At 70.0% G+C, this 21,530-nt stretch carries 16 protein-coding genes and 1 pseudogene; 8 read left to right on the top strand and 9 right to left on the bottom strand.

Translation table 11 applies throughout. From position 1 onward, the window contains the following. Positions 1-5: 5 nt before the first annotated feature. The 4 genes from ACFVYL_RS24180 to ACFVYL_RS24165 are packed head-to-tail and all read right to left on the bottom strand — an operon-like array spanning position 6 to position 4,175. Positions 6-1,007: an amidohydrolase family protein gene (locus ACFVYL_RS24180; protein WP_389719361.1), complete on the bottom strand. Its 1,002-nt coding sequence runs from the start codon at positions 1,005-1,007 to the stop codon at positions 6-8. Then, complete coding sequence (locus tag ACFVYL_RS24175; protein WP_389719359.1) at positions 1,004-2,137, bottom strand: FAD-dependent oxidoreductase; 1,134 nt, start codon at positions 2,135-2,137, stop codon at positions 1,004-1,006. Before ACFVYL_RS24175 ends, ACFVYL_RS24180 begins: the two co-directional genes overlap by 4 nt. A 50-nt stretch (positions 2,138-2,187) precedes the next feature. After that, positions 2,188-3,144: a cyclase family protein gene (locus ACFVYL_RS24170; protein WP_389719451.1), complete on the bottom strand. Its 957-nt coding sequence runs from the start codon at positions 3,142-3,144 to the stop codon at positions 2,188-2,190. A gap of 11 nt (positions 3,145-3,155) precedes the next feature. Then, positions 3,156-4,175 carry a fumarylacetoacetate hydrolase family protein gene (locus ACFVYL_RS24165; RefSeq protein WP_389719358.1) on the bottom strand — a complete coding sequence of 340 codons (1,020 nt, stop codon included), beginning with the start codon at positions 4,173-4,175 and terminating at the stop codon, positions 3,156-3,158. Between the two features lie 138 nt (positions 4,176-4,313). Here ACFVYL_RS24165 and ACFVYL_RS24160 point away from each other — a divergent pair, with 138 nt between their 5' ends. After that, a complete protein-coding gene (locus tag ACFVYL_RS24160) occupies positions 4,314-5,252 on the top strand; it encodes a LysR family transcriptional regulator (RefSeq protein ID WP_389719356.1) in 939 nt (312 codons plus the stop codon). 227 nt (positions 5,253-5,479) lie between these two features. Next, positions 5,480-8,647: a hypothetical protein gene (locus ACFVYL_RS24155; RefSeq protein ID WP_389719355.1), complete on the top strand. Its 3,168-nt coding sequence runs from the start codon at positions 5,480-5,482 to the stop codon at positions 8,645-8,647. Positions 8,648-8,738: 91 nt separating this feature from the next. Here the strand turns inward: ACFVYL_RS24155 and ACFVYL_RS24150 are convergent, their stop codons facing one another. The 3 genes from ACFVYL_RS24150 to ACFVYL_RS24140 form a co-directional block, all read right to left on the bottom strand. Then, positions 8,739-9,713 (bottom strand): hypothetical protein, encoded by a 975-nt coding sequence (locus ACFVYL_RS24150; protein ID WP_389719354.1) that lies wholly within the window; start codon positions 9,711-9,713, stop codon positions 8,739-8,741. Between the two features lie 79 nt (positions 9,714-9,792). Next, complete coding sequence (locus ACFVYL_RS24145) at positions 9,793-10,215, bottom strand: peptidase inhibitor family I36 protein (protein ID WP_389719353.1); 423 nt, start codon at positions 10,213-10,215, stop codon at positions 9,793-9,795. 133 nt (positions 10,216-10,348) lie between these two features. Beyond that, positions 10,349-11,362, bottom strand: coding sequence for an ArsR/SmtB family transcription factor (locus tag ACFVYL_RS24140; protein WP_389719352.1), 1,014 nt, complete (start codon positions 11,360-11,362; stop codon positions 10,349-10,351). 662 nt (positions 11,363-12,024) lie between these two features. Between ACFVYL_RS24140 and ACFVYL_RS24135 the strand changes: the two genes are divergently transcribed. The 4 genes from ACFVYL_RS24135 to ACFVYL_RS24120 are packed head-to-tail and all read left to right on the top strand — an operon-like array spanning position 12,025 to position 17,001. Further along, on the top strand, positions 12,025-13,221 hold the full coding sequence (locus ACFVYL_RS24135; protein WP_389719350.1) for a radical SAM protein: 1,197 nt from the start codon (positions 12,025-12,027) through the stop codon (positions 13,219-13,221). Position 13,222: 1 nt separating this feature from the next. Beyond that, positions 13,223-14,467, top strand: a complete 1,245-nt coding sequence (locus ACFVYL_RS24130) for an MFS transporter (RefSeq protein ID WP_389719349.1) — start codon at positions 13,223-13,225, stop codon at positions 14,465-14,467. 4 nt (positions 14,468-14,471) lie between these two features. Next, positions 14,472-16,370: a RiPP maturation radical SAM C-methyltransferase gene (locus tag ACFVYL_RS24125; RefSeq protein WP_389719348.1), complete on the top strand. Its 1,899-nt coding sequence runs from the start codon at positions 14,472-14,474 to the stop codon at positions 16,368-16,370. Position 16,371: 1 nt separating this feature from the next. Next, on the top strand, positions 16,372-17,001 hold the full coding sequence (locus ACFVYL_RS24120) for a DUF5825 family protein (protein WP_389719346.1): 630 nt from the start codon (positions 16,372-16,374) through the stop codon (positions 16,999-17,001). A gap of 31 nt (positions 17,002-17,032) precedes the next feature. On the opposite strand, the gene ACFVYL_RS24115 is transcribed toward ACFVYL_RS24120, so the two are convergent. Continuing rightward, a complete protein-coding gene (locus ACFVYL_RS24115; RefSeq protein ID WP_389719345.1) occupies positions 17,033-18,391 on the bottom strand; it encodes a cytochrome P450 in 1,359 nt (452 codons plus the stop codon). Positions 18,392-18,675: 284 nt separating this feature from the next. Between ACFVYL_RS24115 and ACFVYL_RS24110 the strand changes: the two are divergent. Further along, positions 18,676-18,882 (top strand): annotated as a pseudogene (locus tag ACFVYL_RS24110) (helix-turn-helix domain-containing protein); the annotation flags it as partial. Between the two features lie 51 nt (positions 18,883-18,933). After that, positions 18,934-19,437 carry an IclR family transcriptional regulator C-terminal domain-containing protein gene (locus ACFVYL_RS24105; protein ID WP_389719458.1) on the top strand — a complete coding sequence of 168 codons (504 nt, stop codon included), beginning with the start codon at positions 18,934-18,936 and terminating at the stop codon, positions 19,435-19,437. Between the two features lie 804 nt (positions 19,438-20,241). On the opposite strand, the gene ACFVYL_RS24100 is transcribed toward ACFVYL_RS24105, so the two are convergent. Continuing rightward, entirely contained in the window at positions 20,242-21,291 is a 1,050-nt protein-coding gene (locus tag ACFVYL_RS24100) for a helix-turn-helix transcriptional regulator (protein ID WP_389719343.1), read from the bottom strand. Positions 21,292-21,530: the final 239 nt, after the last annotated feature.

The following is a 21,530-nucleotide window of genomic DNA, read 5'->3' as shown; positions in this document are numbered from 1 at the left end:
ACGGGTCAGTCCTTCCGCAGGAGGGCGGTCGCGGTGCCGCCGCGCACCGCCTCGAAGTGGGCCTCGGGCAGGCGGGCCGCGCGCAGCGCGCCGAGCGGGTCCTCGGTGCCCATGTCGAAGGGGAAGTCGGAGCCGAGCAGCACCCGGTCCGCGCCGACCGCCCGCACCAACTCCCGCAGCACGTACGGATCGTGGACCAGTGAGTCGAAGTAGACCCGCTTGAGATAGCTGCTCGGCGCCTCGCGGCACCGCTGTGCGTCGGGGCGCACCCGCCAGGCGTGGTCGGCGCGACCGATGTGCGTGGGCAGATAGCCGCCGCCGTGCGCCGCGATCAGGGTGAGCGCGGGGTGGCGGTCGAGGACTCCGGAGAAGATCAGGTGGGAGAGGGCGACGGCGTTCTCGGTGGGCTGACCCACCGAGTTGGACAAGTACCACTGATCGAGGCGCTCGCCGAGGGTGCAGCCGAAGGGGTGCAGGAAGGCGAGCGCGCCCGTCTCCTCGGCACGCGACCAAAACGGTTCGTACGCCGGGTCGGACAGCTCGCGCCCGGGGGCGTGGCTGGAGATCTCGACACCTGCGAGGCCCTGTGTCATGGCGTGGTCGAGGGCGCGCCTCAGCTGCTCAGGGTGCTGGAGCGGTACGAGGCCGAGGCCGCGCAGCCGGTCCGGCGCGGCCGAGCAGTGAGCCGCGGTGGCCTCGTTGGCCAGCCGGTACACCTTCTCGGCCGTTTCCTCGTCCGCCCAGTAGTGATAGTGCGAGGGGGAGGGGCTGACGAGTTGAACGTCCACGCCCTGGGCGTCCATCGCCGCGAGGCGGACGGCCGGATCGGTGAGGCGGGCGATGCGTTCGCCGATCATCGGGCCGTTGACCTCGAGCGCTGCCGGGCCGTTGCGGCGGGTGTCCAGAGCACGCGCATCGGCGAGGCCGGGCAGGCCGTCGACCAGGGCGTCGATCTCGGGCAGCAGGACGTGCGCGTGTACGTCGACGGTCGGCGGCGACGCCGTCACGGCAGCTCCCGCAGCATGGTCATGGTGCGGCCCATCAGGCCCGGCACGTCGGCGTCGCGGACTCCGTCGAGCTGCCACCGGCCGATCTGGACGGAGGCTTCGACGACGGGACGTACGCGCGAGACGCGTCGCTCGTAATACGCCTGGAGGAGGGCGTCGTCCCAGGTGTCGGTGGCGGTCAGTATCTGGGTGAGCACCCAGGCGTCCTCCATCGACAGGGCGGCGCCCTGGGCGAGGGTGGGCGGGCAGCAGTGCGCGGCGTCGCCGACGAGGACGACGCGGCCGCGGTGCCACGGGCCCTCGACCAGCAGCCGGTCGAACCAGGTGTAGTTGACCTTCGCCGGGTCGGTGATGTGCGCGGTGATCTCGGGCCAGTGGCCGCCGTAGTGCTGTGCCAGGGCGCGCATCTCGTCCGCGTACGAGGCCGCCGCGATGCCCGCCCGGTCGCGGTTGGCCTCGACGACGTACGCGTAGAGGGTCTCCTCGCCGGTGGGGCAGTACCCGGCGATGTAGGCCGGGCCGCCGTACGCGAGGTCGGTGCGGGTCACCCCCGCCGGGCGGGGGGCGGCGATCCGCCAGATGGCCATGCCGGTGGGCTCGGGCCTGTCCGTGATGCCGATCGCGGCGCGGGTGGCGGAGCGGAGTCCGTCGGCGGCGATCACCAGGTCGTAGCGGGATGCGGTGCCGTCGCTGAAGCTGACCGTCACACCGTCGTCGGCGGACTGGTCCAGGGATACGGCGCGAACGCCGAGGCGGACGGCGGCGCCGCAGGCGCGGACCGCGTCGATGAGGACGCGCTGCAACTGGGGGCGCTGCATGCCGACGGTGGCGGGCAGGTCGTCGCCGCCGGTGCGCAGGTCCTCGGCGACGTGCAGGACGGTGCCGTCCGGGGCGGTGATGCCGACCGAGCCGAACCCGTAGCCGGACTTCTCCACCTGCTCCCACACGCCGAGTTCGCGCAGGACGCGCAGGGCGTTGCCCTGGAGGGTGATGCCGGACCCGGCGGTGGCGTTCCAGTCGTCCCTGGCCTCGATCAGGTCGACGGCGATCCCGGCGCGGCGGAGCAGGACCGTGGCGGCGTTGCCGGCCGCGCCACCGCCGATGACGAGGACCGTGCGGAGTGTGCTCATGAGGGGTGCTCCTCTGTTCCTCTCTGTTCCTCAAAGGCAGGCTCTGAGGGCTACTTGACGGCGATCGGGTTGACGGGCGAGCCGACCGCGCCGGTGATCGGCAGGGGGGCGGCGGTGAGCCAGAAGTCGAAACGGCCGTCGTCCGCGCAGTCCGCGGCGAGCCCGTCCAGATCCCACATCTCGCCGATCAGCAGCCCCATGTTGGGGATGGCGACCTGGTGGAGCGGCTGGAAGGCGTGCTCGAACTCATTCGGGCGGACCTCGAAGCCCCAGGTGTCGGTGGCGACCGCGGCGATCTCCGCGCGGTGCAGCCAGCCCGCCGTGGTGAACGACAGACCGGGCGCGGGTCCGCCCGCGTAGTCGCCCCAGCCCTCGCGCCGGGCCCGGGTGAGGCGGCCGGTGCGTACGAGGACGATGTCGCCGCGGCCGACCGTCACGCCGTGTGCCTCGGCCGTCGTGGTGAGGTGGTCCTCGGTGATGGCGAAGCCGACGGGCAGTTCGCCGTCCTCGCCCACTACCCGGCCGACGTCGAGCAGGACGCCGCGCCCGGCGACGTACGGGGCCATGTGCTCGATGCCGGTCACCAGGTCGCCTTCGGAGGTGACGGTGGTCGCCGCGTCCCGGCCGTTCCACGCCTTGCCGTGGTCGAAGATGTGGCCGAGGCCGTCCCACTGCGTGGAGCACTGCAGCGGCATGGCGACCACGTCGTCGGCGCCGCCCAGGCCGTGCGGGAAGTTCTGGTTGCCGAGGGCCGCGTCCGTGCCGGTGTCGAGCATCGTGTGGACGGGGTTGGTGCGGCGCCGCCAGCCCCTCTGCGGCCCGTCCATGTCGAAGCGCTGGGAGAGGGAGAAACTGGCGCCCCTTCGGACCAGCGCGGCGCCCTCGCGACGCTTGGCCTCGTCGAGGAAGTTCAGCGTGCCGAGCACGTCGTCGGCGCCCCAGCGCCCCCAGTTCGAGTACGCCTTGGCGGCCTCGGCGATCGCGCTCTCGGGGTCGCCGCGGTCCAGGCGTCCAGTGGTCACGACGTCACCTCCGCGACACAGCGGGTGCGCTGGGCACCGAGCCCGGTGATGGAGGCGTCCATCACGTCGCCGTCGCGCAGCAGCCGGCCCCAGTGCATGCCGTTGCCGGCCGGTGAGCCGGTCAACACCACGTCGCCGGGCAGGAGTTGAGCGGTGTGTGAGGCGTAGGACACCATGCGGGCCACGTTGAAGATCATGTCCTTGGTGGACTCGTCCTGCATCGGCTCGCCGTTCAGCTTCAGGATCAGACGCAGATCGTCGGGGTCGGCGATCGACTCCGCAGGCACGAGCCACGGGCCGAGCGGGGTGAAACCGGGGGCGTTCTTGCTGCGCAGCCAGTCGGTGCCGATCTGCGGCATGTCCCGGCGGAAGACGGTGGCGCGGTCGGTGAGGTCGTTGGCGATCGTGTACCCGGCGACGTGCGCCAGGGCCTGTTCGGCCGACACCCGATGGGCGGGCTTGCCGATGACGGCTGCCAACTCCAGCTCCCAGTCGGGCTTTTCGGCCCATGCGGGGAGTACGACGTCGTCGTACGGGCCGGTGATGGCGCTCGGCAGGCCGATGAAGACGTAGGGAAGATCCTCGGCGGCCCGCCGGTCCATGATCTCGGCGGCCTCGGCGCGCCGCTCGTCCTCGGGGCGGTCGTCGCCGGGCGCGCGGTGGGCCACGTGCAGGTCGATGACGTGCTGCCGGTAGTTGGCGCCGGACTGGAACACCTGGCGCGGCTCCACCGGAGCGTGCACCCGGAACTGTGACAGCGGTCTGCGCTCCACCGCGTCGTCGGCGGCCAGCAACCGCAGCCGCGGCAGCACCCCCGGCCAGTCCTCCAGGAGACGGCGGACGGTCAACCGCTCGTCGCCGAGGGCGTCGCGCAGATCGACGACGTGCTCCTCGGGCGTGACCAATGCAGGGAATGCCGGTCCCGCCGGTCCCGCGGGTTCCGCCGGGGCGGAGAGGGTGGTGAGGGCGAACGGGCCGACGAAGGGCGCGGACGCGGGAGCAGGTTTCACGGACATGTCCTCCTGATTGCGGTGGGACTAATCTGGACGCGCCACCGTTGATCTGGGAAATAGATTGTGTGGATGTCAGTCATCCGCCAGGTGAATGCGCCCTGGTCAGCGCCGACCCACGCGCCGTACAGCAAGGGAAAGCCCGTGAATCTGGCCCGTCTGGATCTCAATCTCGTCGTCGCGCTGCGCGCCTTGCTGGAGGAGCGCAACGTGACCCGTGCGGGGCAGCGCGTCGGACTGAGCCAGCCCGCCATGAGCGCCGCCCTCGCCCGGCTGCGCCGCCACTTCGACGACGACCTGCTGGCCCGGGTCGGCGGCCACTACGAATTGACCGCTCTCGGCCAGGTCCTCCTCGACCGCACCTCCACCGCCTACGACGTCCTGGAACGTCTCTTCTCCAGCCAGGCCGAGTTCGACCCGGCCAAGGAGAGCCGTGCGTTCAAGCTGGTGGCCTCCGACTACGCGGTGTCCGTGTTCGGCGCCGAACTCGCCCGCGTCGTGCACGAGGAGGCCCCCGGCATCCGGCTGCATTTCGCGCAGACGCCGCCGACCGTGGTCGAGGACACCGCGACGCTGCTCAGCGCCGTCGACGGACTGCTCATGCCGCACGGAGTCATCAGCGACTTCCCCGCCACCGACCTCTACGACGACCGGTGGGTCTTCGTGGTCGCCGACGACCACCCGGCCATCACGGACCGGCTCACGCTGCAGGACCTCGCGGACCTGCCGTGGGTCACCTATCAGCGCACCTACGACGCTCCGGCCGTGCGCCAGCTCGGCATGCTCGGGGTGGAGCCGCGCGTGGAGGTGTCCGTCGACAGCTTCCAGCTGCTGCCGCTGCTGGTGGCCGGAACGCGGCGGATCGCCATGGTGCAGGCGCGGCTCGCCCGCCGGCTCGCGCCGATCGCCTCCGTGCGGGTCGTGGAACCTCCCTACGAGGCGGTTCCGTTGCAGCAGGCTATGTGGTGGCATCCGGTGCATACGCACGACGCCGCTCACATCTGGCTGCGGGAGACCGCGGCGCGAGTCGGGGCGCAGCTGTCACCGCCGCACGCTGTACGACCCGGCGGCCTGACGGCGTAGGAGGAAGGACCCTGGCTACGACGCCGGCAAGGCCCTCAAACGCCCCGCGACCCTCACCGAACGTGGCCGCCGAGGGTAAGAAGTTCAGGGCAGGAAGACAATCGAGTTCTGGAGGAAGGGTACGCCGGGCGGCCAGTGAGGATGGCCGGTGGACGGCTTCTCTGCCTTTTGCCAGCTCCGTAGCGTGCCGCCCAGGTGACCATCCAGGGAGCGGGGGGACGTTCAGGGTGGGACGCAGGGAGAAGCCGATCGATCCGGCGACGGGGCCGGTGGCGCGGTTCGCGGTCGAGTTGCGCAAGCTGCGCGAAGAGGCCGGGGGGATCGCGTATCGGGCGCTGGCCGAGCGCACCGGTTATTCGATCACGGCACTTTCTCGGGCCGCCGCGGGGGAGAGACTCCCTTCCCTGGCTCTGACGCTTTCCTATGCCAAAGCCTGCGGAGGCGATGAGCAGGACTGGGAGCGGCGCTGGCGTGCCGCTGCCCGTGAGGAGTCCGAGGCCGCGGCCGCCAGTGAGAGCACCGCTGCGGCCCCCTACCGGGGCCTGGCCCGTTTCGATACCGGCGACGCGCATCTCTTCTTCGGCCGAGACCACCTGACCGACCTCCTGATGCAGCTGGCGAAGCGGCATCGGGTCACGGTTGTCTTCGGGCCTTCCGGGAGTGGCAAATCATCGTTGCTGCGGGCCGGGGTCATCCCGCGCCTGCTCCACCCCGATGCCGGCGGGCCGTGTCCGGTGGCGGTCCGGATCCTTACTCCGGGCGCACATCCCCTGCACGCCCACACCGACATCCTGGCCCCCGCGCCGGCCGACGGAGACACGTGGCTGGTCGTGGATCAGTTCGAGGAGGTCTTCACTCTTGCCCACGACTCCTCCGAGCGAGGTGAGTTCATCGCCCGCCTGCTGGCCGCCCGCCATCCCGAGAACCGGCTGCGCGTACTGCTGGGCGTACGTGCCGACTTCTACGCACGCTGCCTTGAGCATCCCGAACTCGCCGCGGTCATCCGGGAGTCGAGCCTGCCGGTTCCTCCCATGTCCTCCAGTGAACTACATGAGGTCATCGTCAAGCCGGCTGCGGGTGTGGGCCTGCTCGTTGAACGCGCGTTGACGGCGCATCTGATCGAGGAGGTGGGACAGGAGCCGGGGGCGTTGCCGTTGCTGTCGCATGTGCTGCTGGAGACCTGGCGCCGGCGCCGTGGTCACACTCTGACCATGGAGGCGTATGAGGCAGCCGGTGGTCTGCACGGCGCCATCGCCCAGACCGCCGAGACCGTCTACACCCAGCTCCCCGCCCCCCAGGCCGCCACCGCCCGGGGCATCTTGCTGCGGCTGATCACCCCGGGCGACGGCACCCCCGACACGAGCCGCCCCGTCGACCGGAACGAGATCGACCCGAGTCCGGCCACCGAACTGGTCCTGGAACGGCTGGCCCGGGGACGGCTTCTCACCTTGAACGGTCGGTGCATCGAGTTGACGCACGAGACGCTGATCGCCGCTTGGCCCCGGCTCCGTGCCTGGATCGAGGAGGAGCGGGAGAGCCTGCGTCAGCAGCGGCGCCTGACGGAAGCGGCCCGGACATGGGACGAACTCGCCCGCGACAGCGGCGCGCTGTACCGGGGCGGTCGGCTCGCCACCTGGCGGGAGACGGTGCGGCGCGAAGGCTCCCACGGCGACCTCTCGTTGATGGAGCGGGAGTTCTTGGACGCCAGCATCGCCGGGGAGGAGGCCGAGCGGGCCGCAGCCTCGCGACGTAATCGCCAACTCCGGGTGTTGGCCCTCTGCCTGGCCGTGCTCCTTGCGGTGGCCGCAAGCGTGGGGGTGATTGCGTTCCAGCAGCGGGAAGACGCCGTACACCAACGACAGGTGGCATTGCACCAGCGGCAGCTCACGATCTCGCGCCAACTGGCCTCCCAGGCACTGGGACTGGCCCAGCACCGGCCGTCGCTGGCGAAGCTGCTGAGCCTGGCGGCGTTCCGGACCGCGCCGACAGCCGAAGCGCGCGGTGCCCTCCTCTCGATGTCCACTTACCAGTACCACCAGGGTGAACTCACCGGGCACGGGGATGCCGTATCGGAGGTCGCGTTCAGTCCGTCGGGCACGTTGGCTTCCGTGAGCCGTGACCGTACGGTCGCTTTGTGGGACACCCGGCGTCATGCGCGCCTGGCTACGCTCAGAGGTCATCGCACCTGGCTGCGGGCGGTGGCTTTCAGCTCCGACGGGCGCATGATGGCTACCGGTGGCGACGACAAGAAGGTCATGCTCTGGGACGCCGGACGCGGTACCCGACGGGCCGTCCTCACCGGCCACATCGGATCAGTACGCGCCGTTGCCTTCAGCCCGGACGGGCGTCATCTGGTCTCGGCCGGCCTCGATCGTTCCGTCATCGTGTGGGATCCGGCACGCGGCGTCCGCCGCGCCACACTCACCGGTCACGGCACCAACGTCTACAGCCTGGCTTTCTCCCCCGGCCCGAAACCTCTGCTCGCCTCCTCGGGGGAGAACGGGACGGTCACGTTGTGGGACGTGGGGCGGGTCGCTCTGACGGGGCACCGCGACCGGGTGAACAAGGCCGTGTTCAGTCCGGACGGCCGGACGCTGGCCACCGCGAGCGACGACGGGTCCGCGGCGTTGTGGGATCTACGCGACGGAACGCGCAGTGCCACGTTCAACCGCCATACGGGCGCAGCGAATTCGGTTGCTTTCAGCCCCGACGGTCGCGGCCTCGCGGTCGCCACCGGGGCCGATACTCACCCGCCCACGCCGGGGGTTCTGCACCTGTGGCAGGTGGCGAAGCCCCCCAGACACGCCGCCGCCTTCACCGCGCGTGCCGATCGGTTCCTGGACGTCGCGTACAGCCCCGATGCCCGTACGGTGGCAACAGCCGGGGCCGACGGCACCGTGGTCCTCTGGGATGCCGTACGGCGGACGCGGCTGGCGAGCCTCTCCCACAACGCGCCCCCAACGGCAGGAGGCGTGTCCAAAGCCCCCGCAAGGACGGCATCGGGGGCGGTCTTCGCGGTGGCCTTCCGCCCCGACAGCCGCACCTTGGCCACCGCCGACGCCGACGCCTCCGTCCACCTGTGGCGCGTCTTTGACCGCCACCTGCTGGCCGTGCTGTCCGGTCACAGCCGACAAGTACGGACCCTGGCCTTCAGCCCTGATGGCCGGACTTTGGCCAGTGGTGGCGTGGACGGCACGGTGCTGCTGTGGAACACGAATGCCGCGCGCACGGCCGACCAGCTGTGCAGGACGGTCGCACGCGACCTCACCCGCGAGGAATGGTCCAACTTCGCCCCCGACACCGCGTACCGCAGGATCTGTTCCTTGCCGCGACCCGCACCACGTCCTCACCAGTCGCCCAGCAGCGCCGGGACGGATCGCACGATGGTGCGGTGAGGACGCAGTGATGGACAGGGGCCAAGACACGCGCCCGCGGTCGACCAGGTGCACAAAGCCCTGCTGCGGACCTTGTTTCTCGGCCAAGTGCTTAAGGGCGCTCCTTCAGCACCGCAGCAGCGAGACGCTGCCGCAGGAGCACATCCGCCCTGATCCGCGCCAGTTCGTCAGTGTGCTGCTTGACCACACGAAGCTGATAGGCGAGTTCCACGGCGTACCACACACCCACCAGATTGGTCTGTGCCTTGCAGCGCGCATCGGTGGCGGCAACGGCACGTTCGTGGGCCAAGGCCGTCGCCGTACGCCAGGCGGGATCCGCCGCAGCTTCGTCCGGGCTCGCGTAGCGGTAACCGTGCCTCTTCATGCAGCCAGACCACCTGCCGTACGCCCTCAGCACCCGGTCGTCCCGCTGGGATGCCTGAAACGTCTCGACGTTGATGCGGTCGACGAGCGGGGCGTCACCACCCGCCTGACGGTCGTCGGAACGCAGCGCCCGCAGCGCCTCGCCTCGGCACCCGCCCGCCGGCACCGTCCGGCCGGCGACCCGCGTACCGCTGTAGGCACTCGTTGAACCCGGCTTGACGTGGGGGTCGTTCGTGCCGTTGAGCACGAGAGTCTCCCGGGCGGGCAGTGACTCGGCCGGCACCCGGTGCGGCTGCTGCCGGCCGGCACCGGCCGGGGTGTACCCGTGGCGGGCCGCGGCGGCGGCATCGGTGATGCCGTACCGCAGCTGGGTGAGCGTGCGGGGCCTGAACTGCTGCGGCACGGCCGGGGCCCGGTACGCGAAGCCGAAGCGGGCCATGCACCGCTGGACGAGCACCGCCTTGGCCAGGTCGAGGCGGTCCTGTTGCGCGTTGGTCAGGAGAAAGTCCTGGACTGGCAGCCGTTTGTCGGCCGCAGACACGAGCTGCGGGATCGCGGCGGCCTTCGGCGCGGCGGCGGTGGGACGCGCGCCACCGGAGGGATGCCCGGGGCCCCCGCCGGCGCATCCGGCGGTGAGCACCAGCACGATGAGCCCTGCCACGGCCGTACCCCGCGTCCTGGGGGCGGCGCCGATCAGCGTCATGAGGTACGGCCCCTTTCGAGTGCGATGGGTGGTGCGCCGCCCGCGCGAGCGGACGGCGCACCTGGGGCACCTGGCTGGGTCAACTGAACTTTCCGGACGCGTTGTTGTTGTGCAGGGACGAGTTGAGGTTCGCCTTCCCGCCGGCGGAGATGGTCTGATGGGTTCCCGCGTAGTTCGGGCTGTAGTAGATGGTGATGGAGTTGTTGAAGTCCCAGTTGTCGACCGAACCGGCGTTGTTTCGCACGACTTGGCCGGCCCCTTCGCTTCCGTGAGAGGACGTGCTGGTGACGAAGCGGTTGTTGCCGTAGTTCGCGTCGTTGTTGTACTGCTTGTAGATGGCTCCGGTGTAGCCGGGGTGGTAGAAGAGGCAGGCGTAGCCGGTGGAGCAGCTGGCTGCGGTCGGCGCGGAGGGTGCGGCGGAAGCGGGCGTCGACAACGCCAGCCCGCTGCCCGCGGCGGCCAGCGCCACGGCTGCGGCGACCATGGAGCGCTTGAGGTACATGGGTCCTCCCGTTGTGTGAGAGCGGCCGTCCTGCCGCCCTCGACCATCGTGCTGGGAGCCCTAGGGCGCCGGGAACCGTCTTCCAGCAGCATCGAAACGCCCAGGTAAGTCCCAGGCCCATGGCCGGAGTCGGTCAATGGACGTCCGCGGGGACCGGGGTGGAGGTTTCGACGACGGCCGTCCTGACCAGCGAGGAACCGGTCGGCGTGCGGACGTGCAGCACGACCGATCCGTGCCTGAAGGACCGCAGCAGTCCGCAGTTGCGCAGGGCCGAGAGGTGATGGCTGACCGCGGGCGCTGACACCCCTGCACAACGGCCCAGTTCACCGGAGGTGGTGGCGGTTCCCGCCGCTATGAGGATGGCGGCACGTGTACCCCCCAGTAGCCGGGCAAGTGCTCTGTTCGCTGCTTCTGCTCCGGGGGTTGACTGTGCGGCGGGGTGGATGAGGACGGCGGGCCTGCCGGGACGGCAGCGCAGGTAGGTTCTGCCACCGCAGAAGTGCGAAGGGACCAGGAGCAGGCCTCTTCCGTCCAGATACAGGTCGTGGCCCGCGTCCCCCGGAACGTGCAACACCGGTGGCTCCCAGCGCATGAACGGTGCGTAGCTGCGCAGGTGCCCGTGGATGCCGCCGTCCAGGAAGGAGCGGGCACGCAGCAGCCGGTCGCTCTCCACGCTGCTTCGGATCTCCTCCCAGTGCGGCCTGATCGCACACGCGTAGTAGTCCCACAGGAGTGACCGCAGGTCGTCTCGGCCCGGCCTCCTCTCCTTGTGCTGCGGCCGTTCCTGACGTGCGATGCGGGAGGCGACTCGCTCCTGGCCCGGCCGGCCCAGGAGCCGGTCGACGGGCACAGGGGCGATCGCCGCGATCCGGGCGTCGACGCTGTCCCGCGCGTCGCCGTCCGGGACCAGGAAGTCCGGTACGGACCCGGAGCCGGGCAGTAGCGGCATGAGGACCCGGCGCACGCGTCCCAGAAGATCGCCCCTGTGCGCCGCCTGGTGGCGCACCCGTTGCCGCCAGATGCCATGGCGGGAGGCGGGAGCACCGTCGCGTAATCGCTGGACGCTCAGGACCAGCTCCCACATCGGATCGGGCGTGGACGCCATCCGGATGCACAGCAGGTCGTCGCTCGTCATGTTGATACGCACGTCCTCACCCCTGTTCGACGCGCCCGGTTCGGTGCCCACGACGGGCGACAGGTCACGGAACTGATCGCCTGAACCGTCGGCCGCGGGATGAAGTCTTCGGCTCGGTTGTTTGTTCCGCATCCCCGAACCGGTGCGTGGAACAATCCCGGCTCCCTGGCTGAGCGGGACCCGCGCGTGTGCCGTACCGCAGGTGTGTCTTGACGCGAGGGAGGGGGCAGGGCCGGCGCGCGATGTTCCGGTGAGCGGAACAAAACTTGGAGAGCGCCTTTCACGCGCGCATCGTGAACGTAGGAGGAAGGCTCAGTAAGCGGCTTCCTCCATCCCGTCGCTGCTCAGACATGTGCACGCGATTTTCTCTGGTCGACGTATCGAAGGTGCGTACGTCGAGAGTCATCGATTACCGGAGGGAGGGAACGGCATGCAGATCGAGGTGTTCGAGCGCGCATCCGAAGCGGGTGCGGTGGTGTGCGGGGCATACGGGGGTCGTTAGCGGCCATCCGCGCCCAAGGTGCAATGCCACCCCCGCCCGAGGTGTGCGACTGCCTCACTGGGCTGGCGGACGACAACTGCCGCCAGCCCACCCGTATGTCGACGCAAGGGCACCGGGCCCATCGGTGCGGCCATGCGCTCGGGCACGTTTTCCGGGTAAGGAGGAAGTTTCCATGCGCGTCATCAAGGGGGACGGCTGTTACTGGGCTGTGGGCAGCCACAGCGTCGCCAGGCTCCCCAGCACGGCGGTGGACGCAGACGGCGCTCTCGTCGAGGAGGCCAGTGAACTGCTGCTGAGTTCCGGAATCGACCGGAACCGCGACACAGGCATCTACCACGTGACCGTACTGATCACCACCAAGTGCAATCTCGCCTGTTCCTACTGCTTCCAGAACACGGAGATACCGCCCGCGGGCACCAAGGGCATCCCCGTTCGGATCGCCGGCACGACCCTGGACGACACCCGTATCGGCGACATCCTCTCCTTCGTCCAGCGGCAAATGCGCCAGTACGCGGCTCAGGAACTGGACGTGATGCTTTTCGGCGGCGAGCCGACCCTGCACATGGACCTGTGCCTGCGGTTGCTCACGGGAGCGCGACGTCTCGGTCCCGTCACCGCCTCGATGATCTCCAACGGCACGCTCTTCACCGTGGCGGACATGCGCCGGCTCGAAGAGGCCGGACTGCGGTCCGTGCAGGTCACGTTCGACGGTGACGCGGGCACGCACGACCGTTCACGGATCACCATCGGCGGGCACGGCACCTTCGACAGGATCATGCGCAACCTCCAGGCCGTCTCCGATCACACCGAGATCGCCTGGCAGTTGCGGGTCAACCTGACGGCGGAGTCGATCGACGGCGCGGACGCGCTGATCGACCGGGTCTCCGCCCGGCTGGATCCCGTGAAGTGCGCCTTCTCCTTCGCGCTCGTCAATGACCCCGGCCTCGGGTACGCCGACGCGATGGCACACTCACCGGCTCTGGCCCGGCGCGTCGGCGCGCTGTACGAGCACGCCGTCGACGCGGGGTTCGTGGTGCCGGTACCGAGCACGGCGGCATGCATGGCCTGCGGGGAGGTGGGTGGACGCAGCGGTGCCGTGGTCAACGCGAACGGAACGCTCTACAGCTGCTGGGAGTCCGCGGGGCGCGACGGAATGGAGGTGGGCACGGTGACCGAGGGGTACCTGTCGGAGGAACTCGTCGTCTCCCGCTGGGTGGCCTGCGAGTACAACGCCCGTCAGAGGACCGATCCGGAGGCCGAGCGTGCCTACCGCGACACCCTGGACGCCCTCGTCCTGGACAGCCTCTACCGCAGGGGTCGGCTCGGTGCGGCAGCCGCCCACCGGGCGGCCGGGATGAAGACGGCCTGACGTGCCGCGCACCACGCGGAACCTGCGCCTGCTGGTCACCGCCAGAACGTGTTCGCTGTGCGGGGACCTGGCCGTTCCCATCGCCGTCCCTTTCGCCGTCCTTGACGTACTGGACGGGGGCCCGACGGAGGTCGGGATCGCCCTGGGAGCCCAGTTCACAGGGGTGCTCGTCTTCCTCACTGCCGGAGGGGTGTACAGCGACCGCTTCGCGCCCCATCGCGTGATGGTCGCCTCCGACTGCGCGTCCGCACTCGTCCAGACAGCCGTCGCGGTACTGCTCGCCACGGGCAGGATGAGCGTGCCCCTGCTGGCCTCGCTGATGTTCGCCACGGGGGCCGCCTCCGCCTTCCACCGGCCCGCCACCCGAGCCCTGGTGCCCCGGATCGTGGAGCGTGACGCGCTCCAGGCCGCCCACGCCCGCCTGGGCACGACCACCGCGGGCGCCGTCGTCCTCGCCCCCCTGGCCGCCGGCGGACTCGTCCCGGTCCTGGGGGCCGCCGGGGTCATCGCCGTCGACGCCGCCACCTTCGTCGGCAGCGCGCTGCTGATCGTACGGATAGCTCCCCGCGTACCGTCGCGTCCACCGGGCACTGACCACCCGGGCATGGCGGAAGAGGTCGCCGAGGGGTGGCGGGAACTGCGGTCCCGGCCGTGGCTCTGGGGATCGATCGCCTCGGCAGCCGGGGTGGAACTGCTGCTGTCCGCCCCACCGGCCACCCTCGCGCCCGTCGTCGCGGACCAGCTCTACGGTGGCGCCCGGGGCTACTCGTGGCTCGTCGCGGCCTGCGGCCTGGGGGCCGTCACCGGCGGCCTGACGGCGGCCCGGCTGCGTCTGCACCGCCCGGTCCTGGCCGCCAACGCACTGGTTCTGCCCATGGCACTGGCTCCACTCGCCCTGGCCCTGGGCGCGCCGCTGATCGGCGTCCTCGTGGCGTACGGCGTGACGGGCATGTGCCAGGGCCTCTTCACCGCCCTGTGGTACACGGCTGTGAGCCGGGCCGTTCCGCAGGAGGTGCAGGGGCGGATCAGCGCGTGGGACCAACTGGGCTCCTTCGCCCTGCGTCCCGCCGGCCACGCCATGGCCGGGCTCGCCGCCGGCACGGTCGGCATCGCTCCGGTTCTGGGCACGGCCGCCGCCGCGGGGCTGTTCCTTCCCGTGCCCGTCCTGCTCCTGAAGGACGTCCGGGCGCCACTGAGCACATCCCCGGCACAGCACACCGTCCTGTCACCGACACCTCCGAGGTAGCGCCATGCGCGTCGTTCTCGTCAACATGCCCTGGGCCTCCGCCGAGGTGCCCTCCCTGGCGCTGGGCATCCTCAAACGGGCCGTCACCGCCGCCCTGCCCGACGTGACCGTCGAGGTGCTGTACGCCAACCTCGACTTCGTCGACTGGATATGCGGCCGCCGGTCCTTCACCGCCGAGGACTACCAGTTCTTCTCCCACGGCTCCTACTTCGACGGCGCCGGCGACTGGGTCTTCTCCTCCGCCCTGTACGACGACCCCCGATGGCGTACGGAGGAATTCACCGCCGCCAAGAAGGACCGGCTGCCCGGCGGCCGCATCGACCTGTGCCGCGAACTGCACGACGTCGTACCGGACTTCATCGACGACCTCGCCGCCCGGATCTGCGCGGGACCCGCCCCGGACGTGGTCGGCTTCACCACCACCTTCCAGCAGAACACCGCCGCCCTGGCCGCCGCCCGGCGCATCAAGCGTCTCTCCCCGCGCACGCTCACCGTCTTCGGCGGCGCCAACTGCGACGGAGCGCAGGGCGAGGCACTGCACCGCAACTTCCCCTTCGTCGACTATGTCCTGCGCGGCGAAAGCGAAGTCTCCTTCCCCAGGCTGCTCGACGCCCTCCAGCACAGCAGGGCAACCGACGACATACCGGGACTGTGCCACCGCCTGGCCGACAGTTCGTCGCAGTCCGCCCCCATGGCGGCCGAGCCGCTGCCCCCCGCCGCGGTACCGGGCCCCGACTACCAAGGCTACTTCGAACGGGGCGCCGCCTCCGAGGCACGGCGCTGGTCCGACCCCCAGCTGGTCCTCGAAGCCTCCCGGGGCTGCTGGTGGGGAGAGAAGCACCACTGCACCTTCTGCGGACTGAACGGATCCTTCATGCAGTTCCGCAGCAAACGCCCCGAGGTCTTCTTCAACGAGATCACCGACCTCGTCGCCCGGCACCGCGTCCTGGACGTCGTCGTGGTGGACAACATCCTGGACATGGGCTACCTCACCTCGCTCCTGCCCCGCATCAGCGCCAGCGGCTACGACCTGCGCCTGCACTACGAGATCAAGTCCAACCTGCGGCGCGAGCAGCTACGCGTACTCGCCAACGCCGGGCTGCTCCGTGTCCAGCCAGGGATCGAAAGCCTCAACAGCCACGTCCTGAAGCTGATGGACAAGGGCGTCACCGCCTGCCAGAACGTCCGCATGCTCCGCGATGCCGCCACCGTCGGACTCGTCCCCGAGTGGAACTACCTCTACGGCTTTCCCGGTGAGACCGAGGCGCACTACGAGCCCGTCGTCGCCCAACTGCCCGCACTGCACCACCTCACCCCGGCCGAATCCGTCGGCCGGATCGCCATCGAGCGGTTCAGCCCCTACTTCGACCGCCCCGAACTCGGCTTCGCCGACCTGCGCCCCGACACCCAGTACGAACTCATCTACGACCTGCCTCCAGCGGAACTCATGGACTTCGCCTACCTCTTCGAAGCCACACCGCAGGGCATCAACGAGCACACCGCCGACGCCCTGCGCGCCGCCATGCGCGAATGGGAGGGTGCCTGGTCCTCCAGCCACCTCGACCACGTCGACCTGGGCAGCCATGTCGTCCTGACCAACAGGCGCCGCCACTTCGACTGGAGCGTGCACCAACTCCGGACCCCCCTTGAGGTGAAGCTCTTCCATCTCCTGGACCAGCCGCGCACCACCGCCTCCCTCGCACGCCGGACCGGAGCCGGCGCCCAGGAGATCTCGGCACTGCTCGCCCAATGGCGGGAGCTGGGCCTGCTGTTCACCGACGACGAGCACGTCGTGCACGTCGTGCCCGCCGCCGCCAACCAGGAACTCCTGCGTCTGGAACCCGAACGCCTGCAAAACGGCGGCCCCTGGCCCATGCCCGCGATCACCGGAAGGAACGGATGACATGGTGCAGTGCGTCCTGCGGCGGCATTACGCGGCCGACACCGCCGAGCTGCCCGGTATGGGCCTCGGAACGCTCACCGTCAACGCCACCGGCTCGGCCGAAGCCGCGCGCGGCGCGTACGAGAGCGGAGCCCGGCATGCCCTACTGCGGCAGCCCGTCGACCTCGACGGAGACGATCCTGCGGGCACCATCGCCGCCCTCGTCCTCGTACGGGACCTGACCAGCTACGGCGTGGTCGTGGACTGGAGGCTCGTCCACAGCGACGCCACGGCAGCCTGGCGCCGCCTCGTCCACCTCCACCCGCCCCGTGAGCTGCTCGCCCCGGGTGGCGAGGACGCCTTGAGCCAGTGGCGTGCGAGCCACTGCATCGGAAAGTGCTTCCACCGCAACGGCCCCGGCTTCGTCCAGGTCCGCGATTGGCGCACCGGCCAGTTGCGCAAGATCACCATCGACGAACCGCGTCACAGGGCGGCCGTCCCCCAACTCCTCGAAGGCGCCCGTGCCCAGGACATCGATCAGGAGGTACTGGCCAACTATACGGCCGCCGGGCTGGTGGACATGCTGGGCACCCACGCATGGTGGATGCCCTACCAGGTACGTCGGTGGCCGCAGTCGCACACCGCGGTGTGACCCCTCCCCGGCGTGGTCGGCAACTCCTCCGTCACCGGCGCGGCAGAGGCCGCGCGGTAGCGCGAAGGCGCAGCGTGGCAGGGGCGAGTGAGGTGTGCGCGACGGCCCGCACCTCGGCATCCGACAGCGCGGACAGCTGCCAGCGGCTGCTGAAGGTCGCCAGGGCCAAGGCGGCCAAGGCCGTGCCGTACCGGTCGCCGATGCATTTGCGGGGGCCCAGGCCGAAGGGGATGAAGGCGTAGCGGGGCGGCTGTGGGCTGTGCGCGCTGTCCCAGCGGCCGGGGTCGAAGCGCTCGGGGTCCGGGTAGACGTCGCTCTGGCGGTGCAGGAGGTAGGGGCTGAGCATGATGGCTGAGCCGGCCGGGATGACGTGAGCGGCCAGGGTGGTCTCCGCGGTCACCTCGCGGGTGACCATCCATACCGGCGGATAGAGCCGCAGTGTTTCGCGCATCACGCGGTTGAGGAACGGAAGCCGGTTCAGGTCGTCCAGGCATGCGGGGGGTGAGCCGGCCAGGACGGAGTCGACCTCGGCGTGCAGGCGCTTTTCGATCTCCGGGTGCCGGGAGAGCAGGTGCAGCGCCCACGACAGGAGGTTGGCCATGGTCTCGGACCCGGCGGCGAAGAAGGTGATGAGCTGGTCACTGATCTCGGCGTCGGCCAGGGTGCTCTCGCTGCCGTCGTCGGCGGTGTCCCGTGCGGACAGCATGGCCGACAGCAGATCTCCGTGGTCCCTCCCGGCCTGCCGTTGACCAGCGATGACCGTCTGCAGGTTGCGGCGCAGGCGCTGTCCGGCCGCGTGATAGCGGCGGTTGCCGACGGTGGGCAGCCGGTTGAGGGCCGGGGGCAGCACGGTCCTGCGGTGGATGGCGTACAGGATGGTGCCGAGGTCGTCGATCGCGTCCTCGGCCGTCTGCGGGGGCAGGGTGCTGGAGAACAGATTCTGCAGCAGTGCCCTCATGGACAGGGTGAGCATGAGCGGGGGCACGTCGATGACCTGGCCGTCGTGCCAGCCGTCGCTGAGTGCGGTGGCCCGGGCGATCATCGTCCGGGCGTACCCGGGCAGGCGGGAAGGGTGGAAGGACGGCTGGATCAGCCGTCGCTGGCGGCGGTGCACGTTGTGGGGGCAGGTGACCAGCCCATTGCCGATGGTTTCCCGGATGCGGTCGTACCAGGGGCCGCCCTTGTCGCAGGTGTCGTCCGCGAGCAGCAGCTGACGGGTCAGTTCCCTGTCGCAGACCACGGTGACCTTCATGGTGCCCAGCCGGACGTCGACCAGGTCGCCCTGGGCCGGAAGGGACGACAGGAACCTGAGGGGATCGCGCAGCATGCGCGGAGCATGCCCGGCGAACGGCAGTGCGCCGGGGGCACGGGGCGTCGTGTGGATTGCCATGAATCTCCTCGGGAAAGCTGACGTTCGGTGGTGGCCGACGGTGTCCGGTGGTGGCCGGCGATGTCCGGAAACCCGGCGCCGCGGACTGGTCGGTGACCGTACAGTGCTGTCTCTCCGTCCGGCATGCGTCGGCTACAGATCAACTCCACTGCCTCATAAGCCCGTTGAGGCGTGAACGTGTTATGTCTTGTCCAGTGTGTGTGCGTGCCGGCGACGCACGCGTACGCGGTTCCGCTCACCGGAACCCGTGATGCCGCAGCCGGGCCGGGGACCGGGGTTGAGGCATGGCCGTGGAGCAGCACCAGTGGACAGATCACCCGCACAACGGGACCAGGAACCCGGCAACGGGGCGTGGGGTGCTGGAGGGGGCTTTCGCGTTACTAACGGAGCTGTCCCGCCTCGGCGAGGCGCGACTGACTGATCTGTCAGTGAACACGGGGCTGTCGAAGTCCACCGTGCACCGCCTGTTGTCCCAACTGTCCGCTCTGGGCGCGGTGGAACAGTGCGGAGGCCGCTATCGCGTGGGCTCGACGATCGCGCGCATGAGCCCCTCCCGTCACCACCACTTGCTGAGCAGAGCCTCCGATCTGCCTCTGCGCCAGCTGACGGCGGACACCGGGGCCACCGTCTGCGTGGTCGCGCCCTCCGCCACCGGCCTGACCGTCGTCCACGGAATCCCTGGAGCGGTCAGCGAGCTCTTCCCCTTCCTGCGGGGGCAGACCCTGCCCTCCGACAGTGCGGCAGACGTCGTGTTCGGGGCTTTTGCACCACCTGCGGAACCGGCCCCGGGGTATTCCACGGCCCAGTGGAAGCGCCGCCTGAACCGGGCGCGCGAACGCGGCGCGGAGGTCCATGAGTACGAGGGGGACGCGCGGCACGTGTGCCTGGCGACCCCGGTCCACGCCTTTTCGGGCCGGGTCGTCGCAGCGGTCGGGGTGGGGGTCCCCGACACCCGCCGCCTGCCCGCCGTCGTCGCCTCCGCCCAGCGCACTGCCCGTACGCTCGGCACGAACCTGCAGCGGATGCACCGCGCCCGCCAGCGCTGAGCTCGTACCTTCGATCCCAACCGGCTCGCGACCAGGACACCGTGCAGCAGGCCGTGATGCCCGCCCTCGACGACAGCGAGCCCGCGCCGGTCGCGGGCTCCGTACGCGACCTCGGCAATGCCGTCGTCGAAGGGGGTGGCGGGCGGCGTCGACAGATCGCGGATCACGACCCATGGTCGGTTTCTTACTGGGGTCCCTGCCAAGGCCTGCCCGGGCGATCGTTCATGAACCGGAAACTGCGGCCCGGACCCCGTGCCACGGCGAAGTGGCTGTACGGATCGGTCATCGACGACGCGGCCAGCGTCATCAAGACGGCCTTCGACCAGGCCGAATCACCCGACCGGGATCACCGGCGTCCCTGGGGCGTCCTCGTCGACGGCGCCCGTCACCAACTCGACCTCATCCAGACCGAAGCCGCCTCGCGGGGAGCCACGGTCACATCGCCATCGGCTTCGTCCACGTCTTGGAGTACCTCTGGGAACCTTCCTCGGCAAAGCTCGCCACGCCCCGGGCAATAGGCATCACGAAGCCCGGCGCGCCTGCCCTGCGGCGGCGAGCGGCCTCGCTACCCCCGGCGACAAGCTGCGCCTCGACCCGCTCGATGCACTCGGCGAGTGCGGCATCGCAGAAGGAGCAATCGTTCGGTGTTCACGCTCGGAGCCTAGGGCTGGGCCCGCACAGGTTGACCGGGTCGTCAGGGTCTGTCTGAGGCAGAGGTTCGGGTGGGCGAGTTCACGTTGTCTGTCGCCCTGAAGGCCGAAGCGAGAGCCTGGGACCAAATCTGGGACCAAATCCACCCCGGGCCTACCCACCGCACAGGATCGCCATGAGTTCATCCCGGCTGTGGGTATGCGTTTTACGGAAGACTGCCTTCAGGTGATCACTGACGGTGTACGGCGACAGACCGAGCCGATGCGCGATCTGCTTCTGCGCCAGCCCGGCCTGAAGATGATCGACGATGCACCGCTCCCGTGGCGTGAGCCCGTACCAAGCGGCGAAGGCAGGCAGCAACAACTCTCCGGTAGCGGCCTGGACCACGACGGCCATATCCCCGCTACCCCCCTCAAGGGGCTGGGCATGCAGGGCCACCCACCGCCTGGCGTGGGCCGCGGGCACGCAAATCCTCGGCCGCGCACCGTACTGCGTGTCCAGGGTGGGCGACGTCTCGCTGGCCAGCGACACCGCGGCCCACTCCGGGGAGAACAACCAGTCCGAGGCCCCGGCGTCCCGCAACTCCGCGAGCCAGGCCCGAGCCTGCGCGGTGACCCCCCGTACGACGTGGTCACCGCCGACCACGATCACGCCCGGCGGCAGCGCCGGCCCGACCGGCGCTGGTCCCGCCTGCACATACCCACGCAGGGCCGCCGTGAGCACCGGCGAGAGGCGCACCAGCCGGTCGGCGTCGTCCGCCCCGAACAACGAACGGCCCTCCTCCCGGAACAAACAGAGAACCCCCCATAAGTTCCGGCCACTGCGCAGCAGCAGCCGCAGCTCGCACGCGGCCCCGTGCGCGGACAGGATGCTCTCCGCCCGCCTCTCTTCGGCCCGATGGCGGCTCTCGACGCGCACCATTCCGATCGGTACCCGGCGCCGAGCGAGATCAATGGGCCGCATCGAGTCGTCCCCGAGGAAGCAGTTGAGCATCTCCGCCCGTGCCAAATCCCGCGGATACCGATGCCAGAAGCCGAAAGAAACCGTGCCCGACACGGGATTCAGCCCGACCAGGTTCAACGCGTCGTGCGGCACCCACAGCGCCACCTCGCGAGAAACCAACGCCCCCATCGCGTCTCTTGTCAGCCCCTCGCCGACGGCACTGGTGAGTCGACGCAATGACACACCCGGATCCGGTGCCATACGGCCGACTGTAGCGGCCACATTTCTTGCGTATGGGTTCTCCGACAATGTTCATCCGTCTGTGTGAATGCCATGTGAGACAAGGAGGCATCGCCTACTGCGGGTTGTGGGGTGAGAGGCTGGGACTGGGTGTGTCAGCGGGGCGAGTGAGCACGGTATTGGGGGAGTACAGCCAAGTCCCCCGCCATGGCCCGGCCTCGTTGGTTTGCGTGCACGGACTGGGCAGGCCAGAGGCCGTC

It is taken from the genome of Streptomyces sp. NPDC058308 (assembly GCF_042880275.1).
Classification (GTDB): Bacteria; Actinomycetota; Actinomycetes; order Streptomycetales; family Streptomycetaceae; genus Streptomyces.
The sequence above is the reverse complement of the archived record's forward strand: the minus strand, read 5'-3'. Positions and strand labels throughout refer to the sequence as shown.